At 67.1% G+C, this 24813-nt stretch carries 22 protein-coding genes, 1 tRNA gene and 1 pseudogene; 14 read left to right on the top strand and 10 right to left on the bottom strand.

The window, feature by feature from the left end; translation table 11 throughout:
* A pseudogene (locus QBJ92_RS19065) lies at positions 1 to 944 on the bottom strand (hypothetical protein); the annotation flags it as partial.
* Positions 945 to 1027: 83 nt separating this feature from the next.
* Here QBJ92_RS19065 and QBJ92_RS19060 point away from each other — a divergent pair.
* Complete coding sequence (locus tag QBJ92_RS19060; protein ID WP_277971265.1) at positions 1028 to 1663, top strand: peptidylprolyl isomerase; 636 nt, start codon at positions 1028 to 1030, stop codon at positions 1661 to 1663.
* 22 nt (positions 1664 to 1685) lie between these two features.
* On the opposite strand, the gene QBJ92_RS19055 is transcribed toward QBJ92_RS19060, so the two are convergent.
* The 5 genes from QBJ92_RS19055 to QBJ92_RS19035 form a co-directional block, all read right to left on the bottom strand.
* Positions 1686 to 2801, bottom strand: a complete 1116-nt coding sequence (locus QBJ92_RS19055) for an NADH:flavin oxidoreductase/NADH oxidase (protein WP_277971264.1) — start codon at positions 2799 to 2801, stop codon at positions 1686 to 1688.
* A 10-nt stretch (positions 2802 to 2811) separates the two neighbouring features.
* Positions 2812 to 3594 (bottom strand): formate/nitrite transporter family protein, encoded by a 783-nt coding sequence (locus tag QBJ92_RS19050; protein ID WP_277971263.1) that lies wholly within the window; start codon positions 3592 to 3594, stop codon positions 2812 to 2814.
* The gene (locus QBJ92_RS19045; RefSeq protein WP_277971262.1) at positions 3591 to 5969 is read right to left on the bottom strand and encodes an FdhF/YdeP family oxidoreductase; all 2379 of its coding nucleotides are present in this window, start codon (positions 5967 to 5969) and stop codon (positions 3591 to 3593) included. The genes QBJ92_RS19050 and QBJ92_RS19045 overlap by 4 nt, the downstream gene beginning before the upstream one ends.
* Before the next feature lie 207 nt (positions 5970 to 6176).
* Positions 6177 to 6866: a hypothetical protein gene (locus QBJ92_RS19040; protein WP_277971261.1), complete on the bottom strand. Its 690-nt coding sequence runs from the start codon at positions 6864 to 6866 to the stop codon at positions 6177 to 6179.
* A 189-nt stretch (positions 6867 to 7055) separates the two neighbouring features.
* A tRNA-Thr gene (locus QBJ92_RS19035) sits at positions 7056 to 7130 on the bottom strand.
* A gap of 68 nt (positions 7131 to 7198) precedes the next feature.
* Between QBJ92_RS19035 and QBJ92_RS19030 the strand changes: the two genes are divergently transcribed.
* Positions 7199 to 7336, top strand: coding sequence for a hypothetical protein (locus QBJ92_RS19030; RefSeq protein WP_277971260.1), 138 nt, complete (start codon positions 7199 to 7201; stop codon positions 7334 to 7336).
* Here QBJ92_RS19030 and QBJ92_RS19025 read toward each other — a convergent pair.
* Entirely contained in the window at positions 7326 to 9119 is a 1794-nt protein-coding gene (locus tag QBJ92_RS19025) for an aminopeptidase P family protein (protein WP_277971259.1), read from the bottom strand. The two genes, QBJ92_RS19030 and QBJ92_RS19025, sit on opposite strands and share 11 nt — an antisense overlap.
* 175 nt (positions 9120 to 9294) lie before the next feature.
* Here QBJ92_RS19025 and QBJ92_RS19020 point away from each other — a divergent pair, with 175 nt between their 5' ends.
* From QBJ92_RS19020 to QBJ92_RS19000, 5 genes are read left to right on the top strand one after another with little or no spacing between them, the layout of a single operon-like run.
* Positions 9295 to 11127 (top strand): methyl-accepting chemotaxis protein, encoded by a 1833-nt coding sequence (locus tag QBJ92_RS19020; RefSeq protein ID WP_277971258.1) that lies wholly within the window; start codon positions 9295 to 9297, stop codon positions 11125 to 11127.
* 57 nt (positions 11128 to 11184) lie between these two features.
* Complete coding sequence (locus tag QBJ92_RS19015) at positions 11185 to 13257, top strand: S9 family peptidase (RefSeq protein WP_277971257.1); 2073 nt, start codon at positions 11185 to 11187, stop codon at positions 13255 to 13257.
* Positions 13258 to 13317: 60 nt separating this feature from the next.
* A complete protein-coding gene (locus tag QBJ92_RS19010) occupies positions 13318 to 13893 on the top strand; it encodes a DedA family protein (RefSeq protein WP_277971256.1) in 576 nt (191 codons plus the stop codon).
* Complete coding sequence (locus QBJ92_RS19005; RefSeq protein ID WP_277971255.1) at positions 13890 to 14285, top strand: acyl-CoA thioesterase; 396 nt, start codon at positions 13890 to 13892, stop codon at positions 14283 to 14285. Before QBJ92_RS19010 ends, QBJ92_RS19005 begins: the two co-directional genes overlap by 4 nt.
* 60 nt (positions 14286 to 14345) lie before the next feature.
* Positions 14346 to 14966 (top strand): YbhB/YbcL family Raf kinase inhibitor-like protein, encoded by a 621-nt coding sequence (locus QBJ92_RS19000; protein WP_277971254.1) that lies wholly within the window; start codon positions 14346 to 14348, stop codon positions 14964 to 14966.
* A gap of 164 nt (positions 14967 to 15130) precedes the next feature.
* On the opposite strand, the gene ppc is transcribed toward QBJ92_RS19000, so the two are convergent.
* The 3 genes from ppc to QBJ92_RS18985 are packed head-to-tail and all read right to left on the bottom strand — an operon-like array spanning position 15131 to position 18884.
* Positions 15131 to 17818 (bottom strand): phosphoenolpyruvate carboxylase, encoded by a 2688-nt coding sequence (gene ppc, locus QBJ92_RS18995; RefSeq protein ID WP_277971253.1) that lies wholly within the window; start codon positions 17816 to 17818, stop codon positions 15131 to 15133.
* Positions 17819 to 17856: 38 nt separating this feature from the next.
* Positions 17857 to 18273, bottom strand: coding sequence for an EF-hand domain-containing protein (locus tag QBJ92_RS18990; RefSeq protein ID WP_277971252.1), 417 nt, complete (start codon positions 18271 to 18273; stop codon positions 17857 to 17859).
* Positions 18274 to 18317: 44 nt separating this feature from the next.
* Positions 18318 to 18884: an HNH endonuclease gene (locus tag QBJ92_RS18985; protein WP_277971251.1), complete on the bottom strand. Its 567-nt coding sequence runs from the start codon at positions 18882 to 18884 to the stop codon at positions 18318 to 18320.
* A 186-nt stretch (positions 18885 to 19070) separates the two neighbouring features.
* On the opposite strand from QBJ92_RS18985, the gene gluQRS reads away from it, so the two are divergent.
* The 7 genes from gluQRS (at position 19071) to QBJ92_RS18950 (ending at position 24811) form a co-directional block, all read left to right on the top strand.
* Positions 19071 to 19949 carry a tRNA glutamyl-Q(34) synthetase GluQRS gene (gene gluQRS / locus QBJ92_RS18980; protein WP_277971250.1) on the top strand — a complete coding sequence of 293 codons (879 nt, stop codon included), beginning with the start codon at positions 19071 to 19073 and terminating at the stop codon, positions 19947 to 19949.
* Positions 19950 to 19958: 9 nt separating this feature from the next.
* Positions 19959 to 20201 (top strand): twin transmembrane helix small protein, encoded by a 243-nt coding sequence (locus QBJ92_RS18975; protein ID WP_277971249.1) that lies wholly within the window; start codon positions 19959 to 19961, stop codon positions 20199 to 20201.
* 49 nt (positions 20202 to 20250) lie between these two features.
* A complete protein-coding gene (locus QBJ92_RS18970) occupies positions 20251 to 20835 on the top strand; it encodes a cob(I)yrinic acid a,c-diamide adenosyltransferase (protein ID WP_277971248.1) in 585 nt (194 codons plus the stop codon).
* Between the two features lie 68 nt (positions 20836 to 20903).
* Complete coding sequence (egtB, locus tag QBJ92_RS18965) at positions 20904 to 22163, top strand: ergothioneine biosynthesis protein EgtB (RefSeq protein ID WP_277971247.1); 1260 nt, start codon at positions 20904 to 20906, stop codon at positions 22161 to 22163.
* On the top strand, positions 22163 to 23140 hold the full coding sequence (gene egtD, locus QBJ92_RS18960) for an L-histidine N(alpha)-methyltransferase (RefSeq protein ID WP_277971246.1): 978 nt from the start codon (positions 22163 to 22165) through the stop codon (positions 23138 to 23140). The genes egtB and egtD overlap by 1 nt, the downstream gene beginning before the upstream one ends.
* Positions 23137 to 23904 carry a class I SAM-dependent methyltransferase gene (locus QBJ92_RS18955; protein WP_277971245.1) on the top strand — a complete coding sequence of 256 codons (768 nt, stop codon included), beginning with the start codon at positions 23137 to 23139 and terminating at the stop codon, positions 23902 to 23904. Before egtD ends, QBJ92_RS18955 begins: the two co-directional genes overlap by 4 nt.
* Before the next feature lie 37 nt (positions 23905 to 23941).
* Positions 23942 to 24811 carry a 3-hydroxyacyl-CoA dehydrogenase NAD-binding domain-containing protein gene (locus QBJ92_RS18950; protein WP_277971244.1) on the top strand — a complete coding sequence of 290 codons (870 nt, stop codon included), beginning with the start codon at positions 23942 to 23944 and terminating at the stop codon, positions 24809 to 24811.
* Positions 24812 to 24813: the final 2 nt, after the last annotated feature.

The raw sequence follows: 24813 nt of genomic DNA, 5'->3' as shown, positions 1-24813 counted from the left end.
GGAAAGGGGGTGTCGGCTTTTGTCGCCGTGTCGTCCGTCGCCGCCGCGGGTGAGGTCGATAGCGCGGGGGGTGTCCCGCCAGACGAGTCGCCGCGGCGCGCGGCGATGGCGGCGGTCGTGTCCGGCAGGGGGCGAGACCGGGCGTCGGCCGGTGCAGCGGGAGCGGGCGGGGGCAGAGCGACGATCGGTGCATTCGGCACCGCGACCGGCGGGGAGTCCGGGGGGGCGACCTCGTCCGGGATCGCGGTATCCGCCGATTTGGCGCGGTGCGGCGCCGCCGTCCGTAGAGCGGCAGCGGAATCGTGCGCCGCCGCATCGACCGGTGCGGGGGTGGTGGCGTCTGCTGCTTGTGGCGCTGCGTCGGTTGCGGCGGCTCCGTTCGCGATGGTGCCGGTTTTGTCCGTCGTGCCGGGCGTTCCCGGGGAGTGGGACGCCGTTGAAGTCCGCACGACCGGTTGCACAGCTCCATCGGTGCCGGACGCGCGCGCGGGACCGCCGGTTTCGGCGGGTGCTCCCGACGGCGGCGCGATGTCTTCCGAAGGCGGGGGCGATGAAACGGGCGTCGGTGGCGTGACCGCGGTGCCGATCCCACGGGCAGTTTCCGTTCCCGCCGCCGCGATCGTCGCCGCGATCGTCAGCGGGGTGTCGCGCGGGGGTATCGTCGCCGTCACGGGCGCTGGGACGGGGAGCGTGGCCGGCGTGGTCCCCAGCGCGCGCTGGAACGCGCCGTCGGGAACCGTGCCGGGTTCGGCAGCGGGGGCAACGGCGGGGGACGACAGGTTCGATACGGCGGCAACCGGCGGCACGCGCTTCTCCCATCGGCCAGGCGTTGCACCATCATAGAGAGCGGGGCGGCCCATCGGTCGCGGTGCTGCGGCGACGTTCGCAGCGCCCATCGGGCGGGCGTCATGGCGGAACCGGCGTTCGCGCGCTCGGTTCATCACGCGGCGTCCCCGGCTGGGCGGTGGGGGATACCGCGCAGCGTTCTCTTCCCCTAGCGGTGGCGGGGACTGACGGAGACGAACGGATGCGGTGGATATTGGGGATCGTGGCGCTGGCGCTGCTGACGGGTGCCGCTCCCGCCGAGCCACCGATGGTCCGGGTGCGGCTGGAAACGTCGGCGGGGCCGATCGTCGTTGCGGTCGATACGCGGCATGCGCCAAAGACCGCCGCCAACTTCCTTGCCTATGTCGACGACCAGCGGCTCGACGGCACCGCCTTCTTCCGCGCATCGCGGCGGCCCGGCAAGCCGGGGCTCGGGTTCATCGAGGGCGGGATCGGCACCGATGCGCGCCGTCGGCTCGGCACCTTGCCGCTCGAACCGACCAGCAAGACCGGGTTGCGGCACGTCGACGGGGTGATTTCGATGGCGCGCTATGATGCGCTCGATTCAGGGACCGCCAACTTCTCGCTGATGTCCGGGCCGTTCCCGAACATGGACGCGCGGCCGGGATCGCCCGGTTATGCAGTGTTCGGCAAGGTCGTCGCGGGGATGGACGTGGTGAAGCGCATCCTCGCGATGCCGACGAGCCAGGGCGGCGACGGGCCGATGAAGGGCGAGACGCTCCGTCAGCCGGTATCGATCCGCCGCGCGGTCCGGCTCGACGGAACGCCGCATCCGAGCGGGCGGGTCAAGGTCTGGCAGTTGTTGCCGCGGAAGTAACCGATCGCTGCGCTGGGCCGCTTCAGCGCGCGGCCGGCGGCTGCAGCAGGTCCTTATACTGGCGCGGCTGCGAGCGGAGATACTGGTTGGGGGCGACCACCTTCCCGCCGAGCGCGGCGGCGGCGTGCCACGGCCAGTGCGGATCGTAGAGAATCGTGCGCGCCAGCGCGATCAGGTCGGCGTCGCCCGTCCCGATGATCGCTTCGGCCTGTTCGGGGTCGGTGATGAGCCCGACCGCGACCACTGGAATCCCGACCGCCTGCTTGACCGCACGCGCGAGCGGCACCTGGTAGCTGGGACCGACCGGGATCTGCTGGCGCGGGTCGAGACCGCCGCTCGACACGTGCATCGCCGAACAGCCGCGCGCTTCCAGCGCCTGGGCGAAGGCGACGGTCTGGTCGCTCGTCCAGCCCCCCTCGACCCAGTCGGTGCCCGAGACGCGCATCGTCACCGGCTTGCCCGCCGGGAAGGCAGCGCGCACCGCGTCGAACACTTCGAGCGGGAACCGCATCCGGTTTTCCAGGCTGCCGCCATAGTCATCGTCGCGGTGGTTCGACAGTGGCGAGAGGAACTGGTGGAGCAGATAGCCATGCGCGGCGTGAAGCTGGACGAGGTCGAGCTCTAGCGCGGCGGCCCGCTTCGTCGCGGCGACGAACGCGTCGCGCACCCGCGTCAGACCATCGCGGTCGAGCGCCAGCGGGGCGGTGTCATCCTTTCCGAACGCGGCAGCGGATGGTGCGACCGTCTGCCAGCCATTGTCCGACCCCGGCGCGATCTGCGCGCCGCCGCGCCACGGCAAGTCGGTCGAGGCCTTGCGCCCGGCGTGCGACAGCTGGATCGCGATCGGCATGTCCGAATGCCGCCGGATACTGTCGAGCGTCCGGCCCATCGCGGCCTGGGTCGCATCGTCGTACAGCCCGACGTCGCCGTACGTGATCCGGCCCTCGGGCAGCACCGACGCCGCCTCGATCGTCAGCAACCCCGCCCCCGACAGCGCAAGCTGCCCGAGGTGGATCAAATGCCAGTCGGTCATGCAGCCGTCGACCGCGGAATATTGGCACATCGGGGCGATGACGATGCGGTTGGCGAGCGTGAGCCCGTCGATCGTCAGTGGTTCGAAGAGGCGGGGACCGGACATGGGGATTCCTTTACTTGGCGATTGCGACGACGTCGGTCCGTGCCGCGGCGAGATATCCGCCGCAGACGAAGACCAACGCGCCGATCGCATTGCCGACCGAGACGATCGCGAGATTGCGTACCATGCCCGCGATGCTGATCGACGGGTGATCGACCAACAGCCCGAGCGTCAGCCCGGTCATGTTGGCGACCGAATGTTCGAACCCGGCGGCGACGAAGGCGAGCAGGATCCACGCCATCGCGATGCACTTGGCGGCATCGCCCTGCATCCGCGCCGCGGTCCAGATCGCGAGGCAGACGAGCCAGTTGCACAGGATCGCCCGCGCCAGCAGCGCAAGCGTGCTCGCCTCGACCTTATGCGCGACATAGGCGTGGAACATCGCATCGGCATTGGCGAAGATCGCGCCGCCGCCACCTGCTGCGAACACCAGCGACAGGATGACCCCGCCGACGAGGTTGCCGACCCATACGACGACGATCATCTGGAGCGCTTCCGACAGCGTGATCGTCCGCCGCGCTAGCCCGAAGCCGAGATACATGACGTAGCCGGTGAACAGCTCCGCGCCTGCGAACACCGTCAGGATCAGCCCGATTCCGAACGTTCCGCCCATCACCAGCGGGCGGACTCCGGCGGGCAAGCCCGCGCCGGTGCTGAGCGCGAGGATCATCGCGATGCCGATGTACGTGCCCGCAAGCATCGCGCCGGTGAAGAAACCCAGCGGGGATTGCCGCAACCCGGCCGCCTTGGTCGCGGCGAGCCTGGCGTAGGTGTCGATCGTCGGGGCGTAGCTCACGCGGGGACGTGCTTCGATCGACCGACGACGCCGGCGCGGACTACGCCCAGCTCGGCGCCGAGGTCGCTCCCGCTTGCGCGGACCGTCACCGGCACCGATTTGTACGACGGCGTAAAGCTTTGCGGATCATGATCTTCGAGCGCGATCAACGGCTGGGTCTCCGGATAATAGGATGCACAGCATCCTTCAGGCAGCGCGTAACGCACGATTGTAAGTCTTTGTACCACGCGATCTGCGCGCGCAAAGTCGAGTGCCGTCGCGATGTCGACCACGTCGCCTTCGACGAAGCCCATGCGCGCGATGTCACGTTCGTTCATGAACAGGATGTCGCGCCGGCCGAACACGCCGCGATAGCGATCGTCGAGGCTGTAGACCGTGGTGTTATACTGGTCGTGCGCGCGCAGCGTCGTCAGCCGGAGGACGTTGGGGTCGCCGTTGGTCGAATCGTCCTCGAGCGTCGGCGTGCACAAGAAGTTCGCCTTCCTGCTGTCGGTGTTCCAGATCCGCAGCGCGGCGCTGTTGGGCAGGTGGAACCCGCCGGGCTCACGGACGCGCCGGTTATAGTCCGCGAAATCGGGGAAGACCGCTTCGATCTTGTCACGGATCAGGTCGTAATTGCCGATGAACGCGTCCCAATCGATCCCGCCCTTGCCGTTGAGCGTCGCCTTGGCGATCTGCCCGACGATCCAGATCTCGGACTTCACCTGCGCGCCCGGCGGCTTGAGGAACCCGCGCGAGGCGTGGACCATCGACATCGAATCCTCGACCGTCACCGATTGCGGAACACCCGCTTGCTCGTCGAGTTCGGTCCGACCGAGACATGGCAGGACATAGGTCGCCTTCGCCATCAGCAGATGCGTGCGGTTGAGCTTGGTGGTGATGTGGACCGCGAGATCCATGTTGCGGAACCCCTCGGCACACGCCTGCGGGTCGGACGAGGCGATCGCGAGATTGCCGCCGAGACACAGGATCGCGCGCGCCTTGCCGTCGCGCATCGCGGCGATGCTCTCGACCACCGAATGCCCGTCCTGGCGGGGCGGTTCGAACCCGAAGACGTCGCGCATCCGGTCGAGGAAGGCGGGCTTGGGCCGTTCGGTGATCCCGACGGTGCGGTCGCCCTGGACGTTGCTGTGCCCGCGAAGCGGACAGATCCCCGCGCCCGGCCGCCCCATGTTGCCGCGGAGCAGCAGCAGGTTGGCAATCTGCTGGACGTTGCTCGTCCCCGTGCGCTGCTGCGTGATCCCCATGCCGTAGCAGCAGATCGTTGCCTGGGAGACCGCATAGATCTGCGCGACGCCTTCGAGATCCGCGCGCGTCAGCCCGCTGCCACGCTCGATCGCCTCCCACGTGGTTTCGCGCAGGTCGGCGATATACGCCTCGATCCCCGCGGTATGCTCGGCGATGAAGGCGTGGTCGAGCGTCGGCTCCGCCGTTGCGGCACCGGCTGCGTTCGAAGAGCGCGCGGCATCGTCGAGCGCGACCAGCGCCTTCGCGATGCCCTTGATTGCCGCGGCATCGCCGCCAACCTTCACTTGCAGATAGGTCGACGCGATCGGGGTCGCGGTACCCGTCGCCATCTCGACCACCGATTGCGGCGATTCGAAGCGTTCGAGCGAGCGTTCCTTGAGCGGGTTGAAGACGATGATCTTGCCCCCGCGCTTCGACACTTCGCGGAGCGTCGCCATCATTCGCGGGTGGTTGGTGCCGGGGTTGTGGCCGAACGACAGGATCAGGTCGGCATGGTCGAAATCCTCGAGGCTGACGGTGCCCTTGCCGATCCCGATCGACTTGGGAAGGCCGACCGAGGTCGCCTCGTGGCACATGTTCGAACAGTCCGGGAAATTGTTGGTGCCGTACAGCCGCACGAACAGCTGGAGCAGGAACGCGGCTTCGTTCGAACAGCGACCCGATGTGTAGAATTCGGCTTGGTCGGGGTGCGGCACCGCGGCGAACCCGGCACCGATCTCGGCGATTGCTTCGTCCCAGCCGACGACCTCATAATGATCGGTGGCGGCATTGTAGCGCAGCGGTTCGGTCACGCGGCCCTGATCCTCGATCCAGTGGTCGCTCTGCTTCCAGATGTCGGAAACGCTGTGCTCGGCGAAGAACTTCGCGCCGATCTTCTTGGCGGTCGATTCCCATGCGACGGCCTTCGCGCCATTCTCGCAGAATTCGAACGAGCTGGTGTGCTTGGGGTCGGGCCAGGCGCAGCTCGGGCAATCGAAGCCGTCGGGCTGGTTCGACTTGAGCAGCGTCTGCGCGCCGCTGGTGACGATCTGCTGCGCCTTGAGCGAGATGGCGACCGCCTTGAGCGCGCCCCAGCCGCCGGCGGGGCCGGTGTAATCCTTGATGCCATCGGGACGTTTGGTTGCCACGGTTGAATTCTCCAGCGCGACCCGGTGGTCGCGGCGATGCGGGCGGGCTCGCGTTCGAATCCCAGTGTGGGACGAATGCGCAAGGCCAGACCCGGGGGGCGTTATGCCCCCGGAGCCCCCCGGGAAAGGTGAGAATCCCGCAGTCGGTGATCGGGTTTATTCGTGGAACCGCGGATCGTAGCGTCCGGTCGAATCACGCCAGGGAAGTCAGCTCCGGTTGCGGATCGCATTCTTGATCGAGCGCGCGACCTGCAGCAACGGCTGGAGCAGCGCGTTCGTGTCGCTCGAGCCGAGCGCATGGATGTCGGTGCGCGAGGATTGCTGATGCGCGATGTGCGGCGTTGCGGCAAAGGCGCGCAGATCGGGGCGGGCCGCCCGAAACCAGGAATAGGCGCCGTCGACATGCATCGGTCCGCCGTCCGGGCTCCCGGGCTCGCGCGCCAGGATCGCCTCGAGATACGGGACCAGCGCCGCGATCGCGGGCTTCGAAAATGCGATGAAGTGCGCCAGCATCACCGCCTCGTCCGGCGCAACGGGGGAGAGCGGGTTAGCGGTCTCGGTCGCGGGAGAACCGCCGTAGAAGACGTCCCACGGTTCGCGCGCCAGCGCCGCGAGCGTCCCCGGCAGCCGCGCCATCTCGCTGCGCGAAATGGCGACGTCGTCCTCCAGGATCAGCAGCGACGTCGCGCCCGCCGCCCGCGCCGCCTGCAACGCGCCGAGATGGCTGAGAAAACAGCCCCGCGTGCCGATCGTCGGGAAACCACCGGCGCTGTCCGGACGGGTCGCTTCGTGGAACGCGATCCTGCGCCCGTCGATCTCCGCGCCCAGGCCTCGCAAGGTTGCGACCGCGCCCTTGCGGCGATCGACGCGATTCGGAAGGTTGATGATCCGTACCATGTCGAAAGTCGCGGAAAGCGGGTCCGAAGATCGTGGCTGAACCATGGACACGGGTTGGCTACCTTTCGAACATGCGGTGATCCCGCCAGAAATGGGCTGATACCGGCTCGGATCATCCGACGCCAGCCGGATCACATCAACGGAGGGCTCCCCCGGCGGGGAAATGATCTCGACGATGATCGGAAAAAATGGTGCTGCCGGTGAGGATTGAACTCACGACCTCAGCCTTACCAAGGATGCGCTCTACCACTGAGCTACGGCAGCAACTCCACTTTGCAGCGGAAGCGGCGTAAGAGACGGCTGAGCAGCGAATGTCAAGGAGCACATGCACGATGGCCGACACAAAAGACGAAAAAGCCGACCGTTTGGCAGCGGCGCTTCGCGAAAACCTCAAGCGGCGCAAGGCGCAGGCCCGCGCCGTCGATGCCGGATCACCGCCTGCGCCGCTCCCGGACGACGTTACGCAATAGGCGCGCATTTCTCCGCGAGCCACGTCCGCTCGTCTCCCTCGAGCTCTGGGCTGAGCACCGCGAACACTTCGCTATGATAAGCGTCGAGCCACGCGCGCTCGGCGGTGCTGAGCAGTTCGGGGAGAATCATGCTGCGCTCGATCGGGCAGAAGGTGAGCGTCTCGAACCCGAGGAACGGGGCGCCTTCGGAGAAATTGCGGTCCTCGACCAGCAGCAGGTTCTCGATTCGAATGCCGTATTCGCCCGCCTTGTAATAACCGGGCTCGTTCGAGAGGATCATCCCCGCGCGCAGCGGCTCGCCCGGGCCGCCGCCGGGGTAGAAGGGCTGGGCGATTCGCTGCGGCCCTTCGTGGACCGACAGATAGGCGCCGACGCCGTGGCCGGTGCCGTGCGCATAATCGAGCCCGACTTGCCAGAGCGGCCGCCGTGCGAAGCCGTCGAGCTGCCCCCCGGTCGTCCCCGCCGGGAACACCGCGGTCGCGAGCGCGATATGGCCCTGCAACACGCGGGTGAACCGGTCGCGCATTTCCGCGGTCGGCGTGCCGATCGGCAGCACGCGCGTCACGTCGGTCGTCCCGTCGGCATATTGCCCGCCCGAATCGACGAGATACAGTTGCCCCAGCTCCAGCCGGGCGTTCGATTCGGGGGTCGCGTGATAATGCGGGCTTGCGCCGTGCGCGCCGGTTGCGGAGATCGTGTCGAACGACGTGTCGAGCAACACCCCGGTCGCTTCGCGGAACGCTTGCAACCGCGCGACGCAATCGAGCTCGGTCAGTTCGCCCTTGGGCGCCTCGGCCTCGACCCAGCGCAGGAAGCGCGCGAGCGCGGCACCGTCGCGGACCGACGCCGCGCGATGTCCGGCGATCTCGACCGGGTTCTTGGTCGCCTTGGTGTGCAGCACCGGATCGCGACGCGGGATCACGGTCGCGCCGCCGCCTTCGAGCGCATCGAAGATCGCCGCGACCGCGCCGCTCGGGTCGGCGGCGATCGTCTTGCCGGCATAGTGCGCGAGGCCTTCCGCGAACGCATCGCGCGGGTGGAGGCGGATCGCGTTGCCGAGATGCTGGCGCACCGCATCGGTCAGTTTGTCGGGCGCGATGAACAGGTCGGCGGTGCCGTCCGCCGCGACGATCGCATAGGCCAGCGCGACCGGCGTGTGTGCGACGTCGCGACCGCGCACGTTGAGCAACCAGGCGATCGAATCGAGCGCGGTCAGCACGACCGCGTCGGCGTGTTCGGTCGCGAGCCAGTCGGCGATCTGCGCGCGCTTGGCGGCGGAGGTCGCTCCGGCGCGATCATCGTGCTGGACGCCCAGCGGGGCGGCGGAGGGGGCGGGGCGATCGGGCCAGACCGCATCGACCGGATTGGTGTCGACCGCGACCAGCTCGGCTCCGCGCGCCGCCAGTTTCGCGCGCGCTTCCTCGACCCAGGCGCGGGTGTGGAGCCACGGGTCATAGCCGATCCGCGCGCCGTTGGCGGCATTGTCGCCCAGCCACGCCGCGACGCTCGTCTGCGGCACCGCGACGAACTGCCAGTCGTCGGCGGAGACCTGTTCGCGCACCTGCAGCGTGTAGCGGCCGTCGGTGAAGATTGCGGCAGCCTCGGGGAGCACCACCGCATTCCCGGCCGACCCCTGGAAGCCGGTCAGCCAGGCGAGGCGTTGCGCATAGCCGCCGACATATTCGGACATGTGTTCGTCGGTCAGCGGAACGACGAAACCGTCGAGCCGATCGCGCTGGAGCTGGGCCCGCAGAGCGGCGAGGCGGGCGGCATGGGTCGACATCGGGAAGGTCTTTCGAGAGGGTTTCGGCAAGATATCTGACGCCAGATTAGGCCAACTGCTGTCGGGTTGCGAGCATCAAGCGACGCGAATGGCGGGATGCCGTCCCCCCTGCGTCCGGCGGTGCGGCGTCCGTCTATAATGTTGGGCGTTACCGCAACCGCTAGGCTCCCTCGTCATGTCCATTGCAAAGCGTCTCCAGTTCGGTTCGGCGCTCATCGCTGCGATCGTCCTGCTGGCGATCGGCATTGCCGCCTACAGCATCAATCTCGTGCGGATCGGTGGCCCGGTCGCGGAGCGGATCCAGGCGGCGTCGGATTACGTTGCCGATATCCTGCCACCCCCCGCCTATGTGCTCGAACCGTATCTGGAGGCGACCTTGCTGGTCGACCATCCCGAGCAGGTCGAACAGCGCGCGGCACGGCTGGCGGCGCTGCACAAGGCCTATGCCGAGCGGCACGCATATTGGAAAACCGGGACGATCAGCCCCGAGCTCGCCGCCGCGCTGACCCGGGATGCAGATGCCCCCGCGCAACGCTTCTGGCAGCAGGTCGCGCGGCTCGAAGCCGCGGCGCGTTCCGGCGACACGGGCGCGATGCGCGACAGCTATGCGGCGCTTTCCGAGGCCTATGCCGCGCACCGCACCCGGATCGACCGCGCGGTGACGATGGCGACCGACTATCAGGCCGCGCTCAAGCGCGATGCGCATCGCAGCCTGACCGCTGCATCGGGCGCATTGCTCGCGCTGGCGCTGACGATCCTCGCGCTGGCGATCGGTGCGGGCGTCTATCTGACCCGCAAGGTGATGGCGCCGCTCGGGGAACTGATCCAGTCGACAACCGCGCTCGCCGCGGGGCAGGACCGGGCGGTTCCGCATGTCGACCGCGTTGACGAACTCGGCGCGATGGCACGCGCGGTCGATGTGTTCCGGCAATTCGCGAGGGACCGCGCCGAGCATGACGCGCGCAGCTCCGCCGAAACCGCGATGGTCGCGGACGGCGTCGGGCAGGTCCTGCGCCGGATGGCCGCGGGCGATCTGCGGCACGGCACTGCGATCGACTTTCCGCCGAGCTACACCGGCGTCAACAGCGACCTCAATGGCGCGGTCGAGACGTTGCGCAAGATGGTCTGCGCGGTGGTCGAGACGACCAACCAGATCGCCGGGGCGTCGGGGTCGATCGCGGGGGCGACCGAGGATCTCGCGCGGCGGACCGAGAGCAGCGCCGCCGCGATCGAGGAGACGTCGGCGGCGGTCAACCGGATGGACGAGCGCCTGCGCAGCACCGCGGATGCCGCACGCAAGACCTCCGAAGGATCGCGCCAGACGCTCGACGCGGCGACCGAAGTCCGGAGCCGGACCGATGGTGCGATGGAGGCGATGCACCGCGTGTCGCGCAGCGCGAGCGGAATCGACGATGTGATCGAAGGGCTCGACAAGATCGCGTTCCAGACTCGCGTCCTCGCGATGAACGCGGCAGTCGAGGCCGGACGCGCGGGCGACGCGGGGCGTGGGTTCGCGGTGGTTGCGGATCTGGTGTCGACGCTGGCGATGCGCGCCGAGGAGGAAGCCAAACGTGCCCGCACGCAATTGAGCGCGACGCAGCAGGACGTCTCCGTCGCGGTCGAGGCGGTGGGGCTGGTCGATGGCGCGCTCGCGACGATCCTGACGCGCTGCACCGAAGCCGCCGAACTGACGCAGGGCATTGCCGACGACAATGTCGCGCAGGCGACCGCGATCGGCGAAATCAACAGCGCGGTGTCGCAGCTCGACCAGATCGTCCAGCAGAATGCGGCGATGGTCGAGGAGACGTCGGCGGCGGCGGCGGGGCTTGCGCAGGACGTGCGGACGCTGGCCGGTCACGCTGCCGCCTTCCGGTATGACTTGCGCGCAAACGACGTTCCCGTCGCGCGGGAGCGGCGCAAGGCCCGCACCGGATCGGCGCCGGGTAGTGCCGCCGACCGGCGCGGTCCGGCGCAGGACGCGCGCGCCAGGGTGTTGCTCCCCGCCTGAAGTCCCGGCCGCTTGCGCGGCTCGACTTGCACGGTGGTGGCAGGGTAGGGATCGCGGATGACCGATCTCACGCCCCCCGTCGCCGCCACTCGCCCGCACAGCTTCACCGCGCACGGGATCACGATCGAGGATCCCTACGCCTGGCTGAAGGATCCGAACTATCCCGAGGTCACCGACCCGGACGTGCTGGCGTATCTCGAAGCGGAGAATGCCTATTTCGAGAGCGTGATGGCGCCGCACCGGCCGCTGATCGACCGGCTGTACGAAGAGATGAAGGGCCGCATCAAGGAAGACGATTCGTCGGTCCCGCAGAAGGACGGCGACTGGATCTACTGGACAGCGTTCGAGACCGGGGGGCAGTATCGCAAGTGGTGGCGTCGTCCGGTCGCCGCCGGCGACGACACGAGCAAGGACGAGCTGATCCTCGACGAGCCCGTGCTGGCGGAGGGCAAGGAGTATTTCCGGCTCGGCGCCTTCTCAATCAGCAACAACGGCCTGCTGCTCGCCTATGCGATCGACGACAATGGCTCCGAACGCTTCGAGATCCGCGTCAAGGACCTGAGCACCGGCGAGCATCTGCCTGACGTCATTCCGGGAATGCTGTCCGAGGTCGTTTGGACCGCGGACGACAAAGGCTTCCTCTATGGCCTCGCCAACGACCAGTGGCGCACCGACAACGCCCGGCTGCACTGGCTCGGCACGCCGATCGCGGACGATATCGAACTGTTCAAGGAAGCCGACGAAGGCTTCCGCGTCGGCGTCAGCGAGACGAGCGACCGCAAGTGGATCGTGCTGTCGAGCGGCGACCATGTGACGAGCGAAATCTATTTGCTCCCCGCGACCGATCCGCTGGCGACGCCGCTGCTGGTGTCGGCGCGGCAAGTGGGGCGCGAATATGACGTCGACATGCATGGCGACACGCTGTTCATCCACACCAACGACACCGACCCGAATTTCCGACTGTGCACCGCGCATATCTCGGCGCCGGGCGAATGGGTCGAGAAGATCGCGCCGTCGCGGCATTTCTACATGACCGGGATCGACTGTTTCCGCGATTTCTTCATCGTCGATGGGCGCGAGGACGGGCTCGATCAGATCGAGATCCACCGCTACGACGACGGAATTGCACCGCAGCGCATCCGCTTCCCCGAGGCGAGCTATGACGCGGGGCTCGGCAACAATCCCGAATATGCGATGGACGTGCTGCGCGTCGGCTACGAATCGATGGTCACGCCGGGGACCGAGTACGACTATGACGTCGCGACCGGCGAGCTGACGACGCTCAAGGTCCAGGAAATTCCCTCGGGCTATCAGGCCGCCAAATATCGCACCGAACGCCTCAAGATCACCGCGCGCGACGGGACCGAGGTGCCGGTCTCGATCGTCTATCCCGCTGACTTCCCCAAGGACGGGTCGCGCCCGTTGTTCCTCTATGCCTATGGCGCATACGGCTATGCGATTCCGCCGGGTTTCTCGACCGGGCGGCTGTCGCTGCTCGATCGCGGCTTTGCCTATGCGATCGCGCATATCCGCGGCGGCGACGATCTCGGGCAGCAATGGTATCTCGACGGCAAGCTCGAGAAGCGCGCGAACACGTTCAACGACTTCGTCGATGTCGCGAAGGGGCTGGTCGCGGACGGCTGGACCGCGGCGGGCAAGATCGCGATCGCGGGGCGTTCGGCCGGCGGCGAGCTGATGGGCGCGGTGGTCAATTCCGATCCCGAGCTGTGGGGCGCGGTGATCGCCGACGTGCCGTTCGTCGACGTGCTCAACACGATGATGGATGCTGACCTGCCGCTGACGCCGGGCGAGTGGCCCGAATGGGGCAATCCGATCGAGGACAAGGCGGCGTTCGAGCTGATCCGCGGCTATTCGCCGTATGACCAGGTCAAGGCACAGGCCTATCCGCCGATGTTCATCTCGGGCGGGCTCAACGACCCGCGCGTGACCTATTGGGAGCCCGCGAAATGGGGCGCCAAGCTGCGGGCGACCAAGACCGACGATAACGTGCTGCTGCTCAAGACCAACATGGGCGCGGGGCATGGCGGGAAATCGGGGCGGTTCGAATCGCTGCGCGAGGGCGCGGAGGAACATGCGTTCGTGCTGTGGCAGCTCGGCGTGGAGGGGTAAGGCTGCGCCTTCCGTCGTGCGGACGCGGAACAAGGGGACCTCGCCGGATTTAACCCGCGCATGACGATCGAAACCATCATCGCGAAATACGGCTTGTTCGCGTTGTTCGCAGGCGCCGGGATCGAGGGCGAGACCGTCGTCGTTGCGGGCGGCCTGCTCGCGCACAAGGGGCTGTTTTCGCTCCCCGGCGCGATGGCTGCGGCGGCGGCGGGGTCGTTCGTCGCGGACCAGATCTTCTTCTCGCTCGGGCGGTATTTCCGCGACAAGCCGTGGGTCCGCCGCGCGCGCGCGAAGCCGATCTTCGCGCGCGCGCTGGGGTTGCTCGAACGCTATCCGATCGGGTTCATCTTCGCGTTCCGCTTCATCTACGGCTTCCGCACGATCAGCCCGATCGCGATCGGGACGACCAAGGTTTCCACCAAGCTGTTCGTCATGATCAACCTGGTTGCGGCGATCGTCTGGGGAATCGTGTTCACCGGAATCGGCTATCTGTTCGGGCACAGTTTCGAGAAACTGATCGAGCGTTTCCTCCCCGACAAACATGCGATCCTGATCGTCGGCGGGGCGATCGTCGGGATCGCGCTGCTGCTCGGGCTCTGGCGTTGGTGGCGCGGGCGGCGCACACAGGCGGCATGACGCGCTTCACGCTTTCGATCACCGCGACCCCCGACGACATCGACGAGCTCGGCCATGTCAACAATGCGGTGTGGGTCCGCTGGATCCAGCACATCGCGGTCGCGCACTGGGAAGCGCTCGCGCCGCCAGACCAGCAGGCGGCGTACGTCTGGGTCGTGACGCGGCACGAGATCGACTATCGCGGCAATGTCGCGGCGGGGGAGACGGTGACGGGCGAAACCTGGGTCCCCGAACCGCCCAAGGGCGCGCGGTTCGACCGGCATGTCCGGTTCCTTGGCGCGGACGGGAAGGTGAAGGTTCAGGCGGTCACGACCTGGGCGCTGATCGACCGCGCGAGTGGCCGCTTGCTGCGCGTCAGGGACGAGATCGCGGCGCCGTTTTTGTCCGGCTGACGGAACCGCTTGTCGCCTCGGGGGCTTGAGAGGATGATCCCGTACAAGGAAAGGCCCGCGATGCTGGAACATCTTCCCCATTGGTTGGGTGCCGCGTTGCGCAGCGTGCGCGCCGGTGCCGACAAGTTGATTATCACGCAGCCGGTCCTCGGGCATGATTATGCGACGATCGAGGTCACTAGCCCCGCCTTCGCGCAGGAAGGGCGGATTCCGCCGCGTTTCACCGCCGACGGCGACGGCGTATCGCCGCCGCTGACCTGGGGCGCAGTGCCGCCGGGAACGTTGAGCGTCGCGCTCGTCGTAGAGGATGCGGACTCACCCACACCGTCGCCGCTGGTGCATGCGATCCTGTGGGGTCTGCCCGCCGATGCGGGGCGGATCGAGGAAGGGGCGATCGTCGCCGACGCGCATCCGGACGGCGGCGGGGTTGGGCGCAACTCCTATCTGTCGGAGGGGTGGCTGCCGCCAGATCCGCCGACCGGGCATGGCGACCATCGCTATGCGTTTCAGCTGTTCGCACTCGATTGTGTCGCGGAGGATCTAGGCGAGGGGCCGGGGCGGGGCGCGGTCCTCAATGCAATGGCGGGACATGTGATCGGCGCGGGGTTGCTGGTCGGGCTGTATTCGCGCGGCGAGACGGCTGCGGTGGTTCCGGAGGAAGGCGGGCCGGTTCTCGCCTGAGACCGTGTGATTTAGTGGGTCCGTCGGCTGTTTTCCTGCGAAAGAAGGAATCCAGGCCACTCGGGACAACGACCGAACGTGTGCGTGACTCCTGGGCTCCTGCTTTCGCAGGAGAACCGGGAGTTTTCGTCTGGTTACGGTCCCTTACTTGCAGCGGGCTACGCTTATCCGCTGTTCCGCAAGGCCGTCGCGATTGCGTTGATCGAGAGCAGGATGCCTTCGCCGATCCGCTCGTCCTCATCGCCTGCGCGGCGACGCTTGATTAGTTCGATCTGGAGCAGGTTGAGCGGCTCGATATAAGGCAAGCGCAACCGGATCGACGTCTCCAGCGCAGGATGCGCCTCGAGCAACCGTGACTGCCCCGTTACCGCGAGCAGCCCGTCATGCGCTTGCCGCCAACCCGCTTCGATCCGCGGGAAGATCGCGTCGGCAAGGCTACGGTCCTCGACCAGCGCGGCATAGCGTGCGGCGATCCCCATGTCGGATTTGGCGATCACCTGTTCCATATTGGCGAGCGTCGCGGCGAAGAACGGCCAGCCCTGCGCCATGTCGCGCAGCAAGGCCTTGTCCTCGAACGCGTCGATCGCCTGCCCGACGCCATACCAGCCTGGCAGCATCACGCGCGCCTGCGCCCAACTGAACACCCACGGAATCGCGCGCAGATCCTCGATCCGGTCGCTCTTGGTGCGACTGGCGGGGCGCGAGCCGATCTTGAGCCCCGAGATTTCGGCGATCGGCGTCATTTCGCGGAAGAAGGTGCGGAACCCTTCGGTGCCATAGACCAGGTCGCGATACGCCTTGAATGCGCTGGCCGACAGCTGGTCCATCGCATCGGCGAACCGCTGTGTGTCGGCGGCGGACAAATGATCCGGCTCGAGGCTGGCGAGCAACGTCGCCGATGCCATCGCCTCGAGATTGGTCATCGCACTGTCGCGCGTGCCATATTTGCCCGCGATCACTTCGCCCTGTTCGGTGATGCGGATCCGGCCCTGCACCGTGCCGAACGGCTGCGCGCGGATCGCGGCGAAGGCCGAGCCGCCGCCACGCCCGACCGCGCCACCGCGGCCGTGGAACAGCTGCATTCCGACACCCGCGTCGGCGAATACACCGCGCAGCGCGGTCGACCCCTTCGACAGGCTCCAGGTCGAGGTGAGATACCCCCCGTCCTTGTTCGAATCGGAATAGCCGATCATCACTTCCTGATAGCCGCGCGCGGCGGTAACCGCGCGGACCTCGGGCAGCGCGAACCATTCGGTCATGATCTCGGGCGCGGCTTCCAGATCGCTGATCGTCTCGAACAACGGCACCGCCATGATCGCGGCGAGCGGGGTTTGCCCGTCGTTTCCTTGCGGGCGGTACAGACCGACTTCCTTCAACAACACGTTGAGTTCGAGTAGGTCCGACACCGACTGCGCCATCGACACGATATGCTGGACGATGCACGCGGTGCCGTAGGTGGCGTGCGCGGTCGCGGCGGCGCGCAGGATCGCGAGTTCGGACGTGGTTTCGTCCGAATAGTCCGCGAACGCGCTGCCCAGCGGTCGCGCGTTGGACAGTTCGTGGCGGAGGAGGGACACGCGCTGCGATTCGTTCAGCGCGAGATAGTCGCCCTCGACCCCTGCAACCTTGAGCAATTCGGCGACGACGCGTTCGAGCACCGCACTGTTCTGCCGCAGGTCGAGCGTGGCCAAGTGGAAGCCGAACGTCTCGACCGCGCGGATCAGCCGGCCGAGCGCACCGCCCGACGACAAGGTCCCCCCGCCGCCCGCCGCCAGCGTGCGCGCGATGACGACGAGATCGGCACGGAACGCCTGCGGATCGGCGTACCGTTCGCCCTTGAGCGGCCCCGGGCGGGGTGCCGCCTTGCCGGTCAGCGCGAGATGCGTTGCTGCGAGCCGTGCGTAAATGCCCGACAATGCACGGCGGTAGGGTTCGTCGCTGCGGCTTTCGGCATTGTCGCCGCTGGCGTCCGCGAGCGCGGTGACCGCGGCGTCGGCGGGCGTGAGATCGGTCGAGATCGACAGTTCGGCGCCGAGCGCGTGGACCGCGTCGAGATAATGGACGAGCACCGCCTCGCTCGCCTTGGCCAGCGCGGCGCGCAGGCTGTCCGCGGTGACGAACGGGTTGCCGTCGCGGTCCCCGCCGATCCAGCTGCCGGGCTTGAGGAACCCCGGCGTGCGTTCGCCAAGCGCGCGATCCCAGCGCTGGTACAAGGCGGGGAGCGCGGGCAGGAACACGTCGCGCAAATAGCTGAGCGCGGTCTCGACCTCGTCGGTGACGTACAGGCGTTCGCGCCGGAGCACGCGGGTCTGCCATAGCAACGCGATCTGCCGGAGGATCGCCTGCTCGATATCGTCGCCTTCGGGCGTGTCCGTCGCGCCGCCATCGCGCAGCAGCATCAGCGCGGCGATGCGGTTGCGGTGATCGATCATCGATTTGCGCCGCACCTCGGTCGGGTGCGCGGTCAGCACGGGGGCCAGCAGCGAGTGCTGGAGCAGCGCGATCGCCTTGGGCTTGTCGATCCCCTCGTCCGCCAGGCGGTCGAGCGCCGAGGCGAGGTCCGCGCCCTGTTCGGCAGCGACGCCTTGGCGGTCCTCCGCCAGATTGGCGAGCATCGAGAACAGCATGAATCCGCGGACGAAATCGAGCGTCTCGTCGAGATCCATCCGGTCGAGCCCGAGATCGACGCTTTCGTCGCCGACCGCCCCGCGATGCCGCTCGACTGAGGCGGCGCGGATCGATTCGGTGCGTTCGTACAGGGCGTCGCCGCCATAGGCGCGGATCACGTCGCCGAGCAATTTGCCCAGAAAACGGATGTCGGGGTTGTTCGTGATCGAGGGGAGGTCAGCCATGTGCGGATGCTGCATTGCAACACCCGCCGGGTCAACTGTCACTGTGCGGCGGGCGTGGCGGGGGCGGTCGCGGGCGTTGCCTTTGCCCCCCGTGCCGCGCGGGCTGCGGCTTGTTCCTTGTTGGTGACCATGCCGTCCTTGTTGGCATCGGCTTCGTCGAACCGTTCGAGCCCGCGCGCGACGAATTCGGTCCGGCTGATCGCGCCGTCCTGATCGGTGTCGGCACGCGCGATCCGGTCCGCGCGGGTGTTGCCGAGTTCGAGCTTGCTCAACCGCCCGTCGCCATCCGCATCGCGTTCGTCGAAGCGCTTTTCGAGCAGCTGGCGGACCTCATCGCGCTTGGCGAGCGTCGGTGGTACGAAATCGGCAAGCGCGTCGTCGCTCGGTGCGGACTGGCCGCAGCCCGACGTTACCAATACCAGGGCCGCAAGCCCGATCATCCCCATACGCTGCATCATTGTCTCCCGGACCGAAACGCCGACGCGCATGTGTATTGGCGTCAAGCTTCGAGCTCAACGTCCCAATACAGCCAGTCGTGCCACGTATCGTGCAGGAAATTCGGCGGATAGCGTCGCCCGTGCTCCTGAAGGTGCCAGCTCGTTGGGCGGATCGCGTCGATATGGAGCGGCATTCCCGCCTGTTTTGGCGTCCGTCCGCCCTTCTTGAGATTGCACGGCGAACAGGCGGTGGCGACGTTTTCCCACGTCGTCCGCCCACCCTGCGCGCGCGGGACGATATGGTCGAACGTCAGGTCGTTTCCGGACCCGCAATATTGGCAGGTGAACTTGTCGCGCAGGAACAGGTTGAACCGGGTGAACGCCGGAAACGCGCTGGGCCGGACATATTGCTTGAGCGCGATCACCGATGGCAATTTGATCCGCTGCGTCGGGCTGCGGACCTCGCGCTCATATTCGGCGACGATGTCGACCCGGTCGAGGAACACGGCCTTGATCGCGGTCTGCCATGGCCAGACCGACAACGGATAATAGCTCAGCGGGGTGTAGTCTGCGTTGAGCACAAGCGCAGGACAGCCATCGGGGTGGCGGATGAGATCGGGATGGTACATTCAAGCCCCCCTGTTCCTCGGTCGCGTGACGCTTCCTGCGCGGCTTCTTGCCGGTTAGGATGACGCTGTCATGACAGCGACGCCAATCTTAAACGAACACAGCACAGGGCGCGACTCAGGGTCAAGGGGAACGATCGGAGGGTACGCGCCCGGATCGGCGGATCGCGCCCGGATCGCGACGGCGCGATGACCGCGCAGATCGTCAGCCGGTTCGCGCCCAGCCCGACCGGGAAGCTCCACCTTGGCCACGCTTTTTCGGCGATCCAGGCGCATGATCGTGCCCGGTCGGAGGGGGGGCGGTTCCTGCTGCGGATCGAGGATATCGACGGGACGCGCAGCCGGCCCGAACATGTCGCGACGATTGAAGCGGATTTGCGCTGGCTCGGGCTGACGTGGGATGGCGCGGTGCTGTTCCAGTCGACCCGGCTCGCCGCTTATGCTGTCGCGCTCGATCGGTTGCGGGGCGAAGGACTGCTCTACCCCTGTTTCTGCACGCGCGCCGAAATCGCCGCGAGCCTGTCCGCGCCGCATGGGCCGGGCGCGGTCTATCCCGGCACGTGTCGCCATCTGGACGAGGCGGCACGCGCGGCGCGGATCGCAGCGGGCGCGCAGCATGCGTGGCGGATCAACATGGCGGATGCGGTCGCGCGGACCGGACCGCTCGCCTGGAATGACGAGCGCGCCGGACCCGTCGTCGCCCGGCCGGAAACGCACGGCGACGTGGTCCTTGCGCGCAAGGATGCGCCCGCGAGCTATCACCTCGCGGTGACGGTCGACGATGCCGCGCAGGGCGTCACGCATATCGTGCGGGGGCTCGATCTGTTTGGCGCGACCGACGTCCATCGGCTGCTTCAGGCGCTGCTTGGCCTGCCGACGCCGGTCTATCGCCACCATGCGCTGCTCAACGATGCGGACGGCGTGCGGCTGGCGAAGCGCACCCATGCGCCCACGCTGGAGCGGTTGCGGCTAGCGGGGGAGGACGGCGTCGCCCTCGCGCAGAGCCTGCGGGCAGGGCAGGTGCCCTCGGGCCTTGTGACCACTGGCTTTCTCGCGCCGAACGCCTAAGTTGATGGCATGAGCACTTTCCTGACAATCCTGCTGATTGCGGCGATGATCGCCACGGTCGTCGTTCTGGTCCGAGGCCTGATGGTCTTCCTGCTCGGTGCAAGCCAGCAGGCGCGCGACGGGACGGGAAGTGCGGACGGGATCAGCCCTTCGGCGATCAAGTCGAACAAGATGATGCAATATCGCATCATGTTTCAGGCGGTGGCGATCTTCCTGGTCGTGCTGCTGATGTGGCTCGCCGGCAAAAGCTGAGCCGACGACAGGCGCCGGTCCGCGGCGGGACCGGATCGGGGGACAGGTTTTGGTAAAGCTCAATCGCATTTACACGCGCACCGGGGATGACGGCTCGACCGGGCTCGTCGACGGGTCACGCGTCGCCAAGGACGATGCGCGGATGGCCGCGATCGGCGATGTCGACGAAGCCAACAGCCTGATTGGCGTCGCCGCGATCGCGCTGCGTGAAACCGGCATTGAGAACATCTGGCTGGTTGCGTTGTTGGAGCGGGTGCAGAACGACCTGTTCGATCTGGGGGCGGATCTCGCGACCCCGGGCGAGGATTTCGCGCCGTCGGAGATGGTGCTGCGGATCGTCGCTGCGCAGGTGGAACGGCTCGAGACCGAAATCGACCGGATGAACAGCGAGCTTGCGCCGCTCACCAGCTTCATCCTGCCCGGTGGAACGCGCGGGGCGGCGGCGCTCCACGTTGCTCGCGCGACCGTCCGGCGCGCGGAGCGGACCGCCGTCGGCGCAGCACGCGTGGTCGCCCTCAACCCGCTGGCGCTCGCTTATCTCAACCGTTTGTCGGATTATCTGTTCGTAGCCACCCGCGTCGTGAACCAAAATGCGGGTGGGGACGTTTTGTGGCGACCGGGTGCAACACGCTGATCAACGTCGGCGGGAGTTTGCCTCGCTGATCGGCCTGACGGGCCAGGATTTCCGGAACGGACGAGGCGATGGCGATACGGACTGCCCCAAGGATTGACGCTGCGCCGCTGGCCGAGCGGTTCGGTGCGGTCCGCGACTTGAGTGTCGCGCTGGTGTCGCGGTTGTCGGATGCCGACGCGACCGCACAATCGATGGACGATGCTTCGCCCGCCAAATGGCATCTGGCGCATACCAGCTGGTTTCTCGAAACCTTCATCTTGCGCGATTTTGTCTCTGGATACCGGTTGTACGACGAGCGCTTCCCGTTTCTGTTCAACAGCTATTACGAAGCCGAGGGGCAGCGGCATGCGCGCAATCGACGCGGGATGATCACGCGTCCGGCGCTCGACGAAGTGCTGGCGTATCGCGCGCATGTCGATGCGCAGGTGCTTGCGGCTTTGCCCGACTTGCCCGCAGCGGCGCACGAACTGATCGCGCTCGGTTGCCACCATGAGGAGCAGCATCAGGAATTGCTCCTGACCGACATTCTCCACCTGATGGCGCAGAACCCGGTCGAGCCCGCGATCTGGCCCGCAGCGCGCAAGGTGCCGGTGGAAATGCCCGGGCGAACCGGGTGGATCGAACGGACCGCCGGAATCGTCGATATCGGTCATGACGGTGACGACTTTGCGTTCGACTGCGAGGGGCCGCGGCATCCAGCGTTGCTCAGCGCGCACGCGATCGCGGATCGGACCGTCACCAACGGCGAGTGGGCGGCGTTCATCGCGGACGGCGGGTATACGGAACCCCGGCACTGGCTTTCCGACGGTTGGGCCTGGGTGCAACGCGAAGGAATCACGGCACCGCTGTATTGGGAACAGCGCGATGGCCAATGGACTCGGTTCGGCCTCGATGGGCGTCGCGCGATCGATCCGGCGGCGCCGGTGACGCATGTCAGTTTCTACGAAGCGGACGCATATGCCAGCTGGGCCGGCGCGCGTTTGCCGACCGAGGCGGAGTGGGAAGCCGCGGCCGCGGCGTATGATGCGCGAGAGGGCAATTTTCTCGACGCTGCCGGCCCGGTCGAACCGCGCCCGTCGACGGGCGGTCCGGCTTTCTTCGGCGACGTGTGGGAATGGACCGGGAGCGCGTATCGCCCCTACCCGGGGTTCCGCGCGGTCGAGGGTGCGGTCGGCGAGTATAACGGCAAGTTCATGAGCGGGCAGTGCGTCTTGCGCGGCGGATCTTGCGCGACCCCGCGCGGCCATGCGCGCGCGTCCTACCGCAATTTCTTTTATCCGCACCAGCGCTGGCAGTTTACCGGCGTGCGGCTCGCCAAGGATGTTTGATGCTTAAGCCAGAAATCGAGGACGGTCAGGCGAGCCTCGCCGATCCGGCGTTCCGCCATGACGTGTTGCAGGGCTTTGCCCTGCGTCCGCGCGCGATTCCGGCCCGGTGGTTCTACGACCGCCGTGGGTCGGAATTGTTCGAGGCGATCACCGACCTGCCCGAATATTACCCGACCCGTACCGAGACCGCGATCCTGCGCGAGTGCTGCGCAGACGTTGCGCGAATCGCGGGGACCGGACGCGCGGTGGTCGAGTTCGGTTCGGGATCGTCGACCAAGACGCCGATCCTGCTCCACGCGGTCAATCCCGCGGCGTATGTACCGATCGACATCTCGGGCGATTTCCTGCGCGAATCCTCGGCGGATCTCTCCGCCGCGTTTCCCGGACTGCCGGTGCTGCCGGTCGAGGCCGACTTCCTCAAGCCGATCGATCTGCCGGGGCAAGTGATCGACACGCCCAAGCTCGGGTTCTTCCCCGGATCGACGATCGGCAACATGATCCCGCACGCCAGCGTCGATCTGCTCCGTGCAATGAAGATGTCGCTTGGCGAAGGCGCGATGCTGTTGATCGGGATGGACCGGATCAAGGATCAGACGACGCTCGAAGCCGCCTATGACGATGCGCAGGGGGTGACGGCGGCGTTCAACCTCAATCTGTTCGAGCGGATCAATCGCGAACTCGGCGCGACGATCCCGGTCGATGCCTTCCGTCATCGCGCGATATGGAACGACGATCGCGCGCGGATCGAGATGCATCTTGAGGCGACGCGCGACGTGACCTTCATGATCGAGGGGCGTCCGTTCGACATGGCGGCGGGCGAGACGATCCACACCGAGAACAGCCACAAATTCGGGCCACGCGATGCGCGGATCCTGCTCCGCGCGGGCGGGTGGACGCCGGTTGGCGAATGGACCGATCCTGACGGCCGGTTCGCGGTGATCCTTGCCGAGGCACAGCCCGCCCGCCTCGCGCCGTGACACCGCTGCATCCGGTCGCGGCGACCGGGTTCGACCGGGCAGCGGACGTCTATGCGACAAGCCGCCCGGGTTATCCCGATGCGATCGTGGACTGGATGCGGGACCGGCTGGGGATTGTTCCGGGTCGAACGGTGCTTGAGATTGGCGCTGGGACGGGGAAGTTCACAGGCTCGCTCGTCATGACCGGGGCAGACATCCTCGCGCTCGAACCGATCGTGGCGATGCTCGATCATCTTCTTGCCGACTTTCCTGAGGTGCGGCCGCTGGTCGGGCAAGCGGAGGCAATCCCGCTCCCCGACGCGAGCGTCGATGCGGTGGTCTGCGCGACCGCTTTCCACTGGTTCGCGACTCCCGCGGTGATGGCGGAGATCCGGCGCGTGCTCAAGATCGGCGGGACGCTCGGGCTGGTGTGGAACCTGCGCGATGAATCGGTTGGCTGGGTCGAGCGGCTGTCGGTGCTGACCAACGCGCATCAGGGTGCCGCGCTGCGCGAACGGGCCGAGGCGTGGCGGGACGTCTTTCCTGCCGAGGGATTTTCGGCACTTGAGGAAAGCGAATGGCCTTACGCGCATCAGGGGCCGGTGGAGGACGTCGTGGTCGGGCGCACGCTGTCGACCAGTTTCATCGCCACCTTGTCCCCGGCGGCGCGCGGAGACGTCGTCGCGCAAGTCCGCGACTTGATTTCCGCGACGCCAGAGCTGCAGCACGACCCGGTCGCTTTCCCCTATCTCACCAAGGGCTATGATTGCCGCCGCATCGCCTGATCCCTAAAGCGGCGTCAAACGCAGCAAAGGACAGGATATGCAGACGGTAGGTGTCATCGGCGCGGGCCAGATGGGGGCGGGGATCGCGCAGGTTGCGGCGCAGGCGGGGTTTCACGTGCTGCTCAGCGACGTGTCGAAGGACCGTGCGGACGCAGGCAAGGCGGGGATTGCCAAGGCGCTCGACCGGCTCGTTACTAAGGAGAAGATCACCGCCGAAGCTCGCGATGCGGCTCTCGCGCTGATCGAGCCGGTTGAGGGATTGTCCGCGATGGCACCGGCGTTCCTGGTGATCGAGGCGGCGACCGAGCGCGAGGAGATCAAGCGGTCGATCTTCGCCGAGGTCGGCAAAGTGCTCGCGTCGGACGCGATCCTGGCGTCGAACACCTCGTCGATCCCGATCACGCGGTTGGCGCAGGCCTCGCCCGATGCGGCGCGGTTCATGGGGGTGCATTTCTTCAATCCGGTGCCCGTGATGGGGCTGATCGAACTGATCCGCGGGCTGGCGACGTCCGACGCGACGGTCGCCGCGGTCGAGGCGTTCGGGCGCAAGCTGGGCAAGGAGATCGTCCACGCTAACGATGCGCCGGGGTTCATCGTCAACCGCGTGTTGATGCCGATGCTCAACGAAGCCTGTTTCGCGTTGGGCGAGGGCGTCGCGACGGTGCGCGATATCGACGTCGCGTGCCAGCTCGGGCTCAACCATCCGATGGGGCCGCTGAAGCTCGCCGATTTCATCGGGCTCGATACGTGTCTGGAGATTACCCGCGTGTTGTTCGAGGGGACGGGGGATCCGAAGTTCCGACCTGCGCCGCTCTTGGTGAAGTACGTCGAGGCGGGGTGGTTCGGGCGCAAGACCAAGCGCGGGTTCTATGATTATTCAGGCGCGGAGCCTGTGCCGACGCGGTAGGT

It is taken from the genome of Sphingomonas echinoides (genome assembly GCF_029623395.1).
Taxonomy (GTDB): domain Bacteria; phylum Pseudomonadota; class Alphaproteobacteria; order Sphingomonadales; family Sphingomonadaceae; genus Sphingomonas; species Sphingomonas echinoides_A.
Note: the sequence above shows the minus strand (reverse complement) of the source record. Positions and strands in the feature narration are given on the sequence as shown.

Bases quoted from the DNA above. Each gene is read 5' to 3' on its own strand.
- QBJ92_RS18985 (WP_277971251.1), bottom strand. From the start codon at position 18,884: ATGTACCATCCCGATCTCATCCGCCACCCCGATGGCTGTCCTGCGCTT.
- QBJ92_RS19030 (WP_277971260.1), top strand. From the start codon at position 7,199: ATGGCCGACACAAAAGACGAAAAAGCCGACCGTTTGGCAGCGGCGCTT.
- egtB (WP_277971247.1), top strand. From the start codon at position 20,904: ATGGCGATACGGACTGCCCCAAGGATTGACGCTGCGCCGCTGGCCGAG.
- QBJ92_RS19010 (WP_277971256.1), top strand. From the start codon at position 13,318: ATGACGATCGAAACCATCATCGCGAAATACGGCTTGTTCGCGTTGTTC.
- QBJ92_RS19000 (WP_277971254.1), top strand. From the start codon at position 14,346: ATGCTGGAACATCTTCCCCATTGGTTGGGTGCCGCGTTGCGCAGCGTG.
- QBJ92_RS19055 (WP_277971264.1), bottom strand. From the start codon at position 2,801: ATGTCCGGTCCCCGCCTCTTCGAACCACTGACGATCGACGGGCTCACG.
- QBJ92_RS19020 (WP_277971258.1), top strand. From the start codon at position 9,295: ATGTCCATTGCAAAGCGTCTCCAGTTCGGTTCGGCGCTCATCGCTGCG.
- QBJ92_RS18975 (WP_277971249.1), top strand. From the start codon at position 19,959: ATGAGCACTTTCCTGACAATCCTGCTGATTGCGGCGATGATCGCCACG.
- QBJ92_RS18990 (WP_277971252.1), bottom strand. From the start codon at position 18,273: ATGCAGCGTATGGGGATGATCGGGCTTGCGGCCCTGGTATTGGTAACG.
- QBJ92_RS19060 (WP_277971265.1), top strand. From the start codon at position 1,028: ATGCGGTGGATATTGGGGATCGTGGCGCTGGCGCTGCTGACGGGTGCC.
- QBJ92_RS19025 (WP_277971259.1), bottom strand. From the start codon at position 9,119: ATGTCGACCCATGCCGCCCGCCTCGCCGCTCTGCGGGCCCAGCTCCAG.
- QBJ92_RS19005 (WP_277971255.1), top strand. From the start codon at position 13,890: ATGACGCGCTTCACGCTTTCGATCACCGCGACCCCCGACGACATCGAC.
- egtD (WP_277971246.1), top strand. From the start codon at position 22,163: ATGCTTAAGCCAGAAATCGAGGACGGTCAGGCGAGCCTCGCCGATCCG.
- gluQRS (WP_277971250.1), top strand. From the start codon at position 19,071: ATGACCGCGCAGATCGTCAGCCGGTTCGCGCCCAGCCCGACCGGGAAG.
- QBJ92_RS18950 (WP_277971244.1), top strand. From the start codon at position 23,942: ATGCAGACGGTAGGTGTCATCGGCGCGGGCCAGATGGGGGCGGGGATC.
- QBJ92_RS19040 (WP_277971261.1), bottom strand. From the start codon at position 6,866: ATGGTACGGATCATCAACCTTCCGAATCGCGTCGATCGCCGCAAGGGC.
- QBJ92_RS19015 (WP_277971257.1), top strand. From the start codon at position 11,185: ATGACCGATCTCACGCCCCCCGTCGCCGCCACTCGCCCGCACAGCTTC.
- ppc (WP_277971253.1), bottom strand. From the start codon at position 17,818: ATGGCTGACCTCCCCTCGATCACGAACAACCCCGACATCCGTTTTCTG.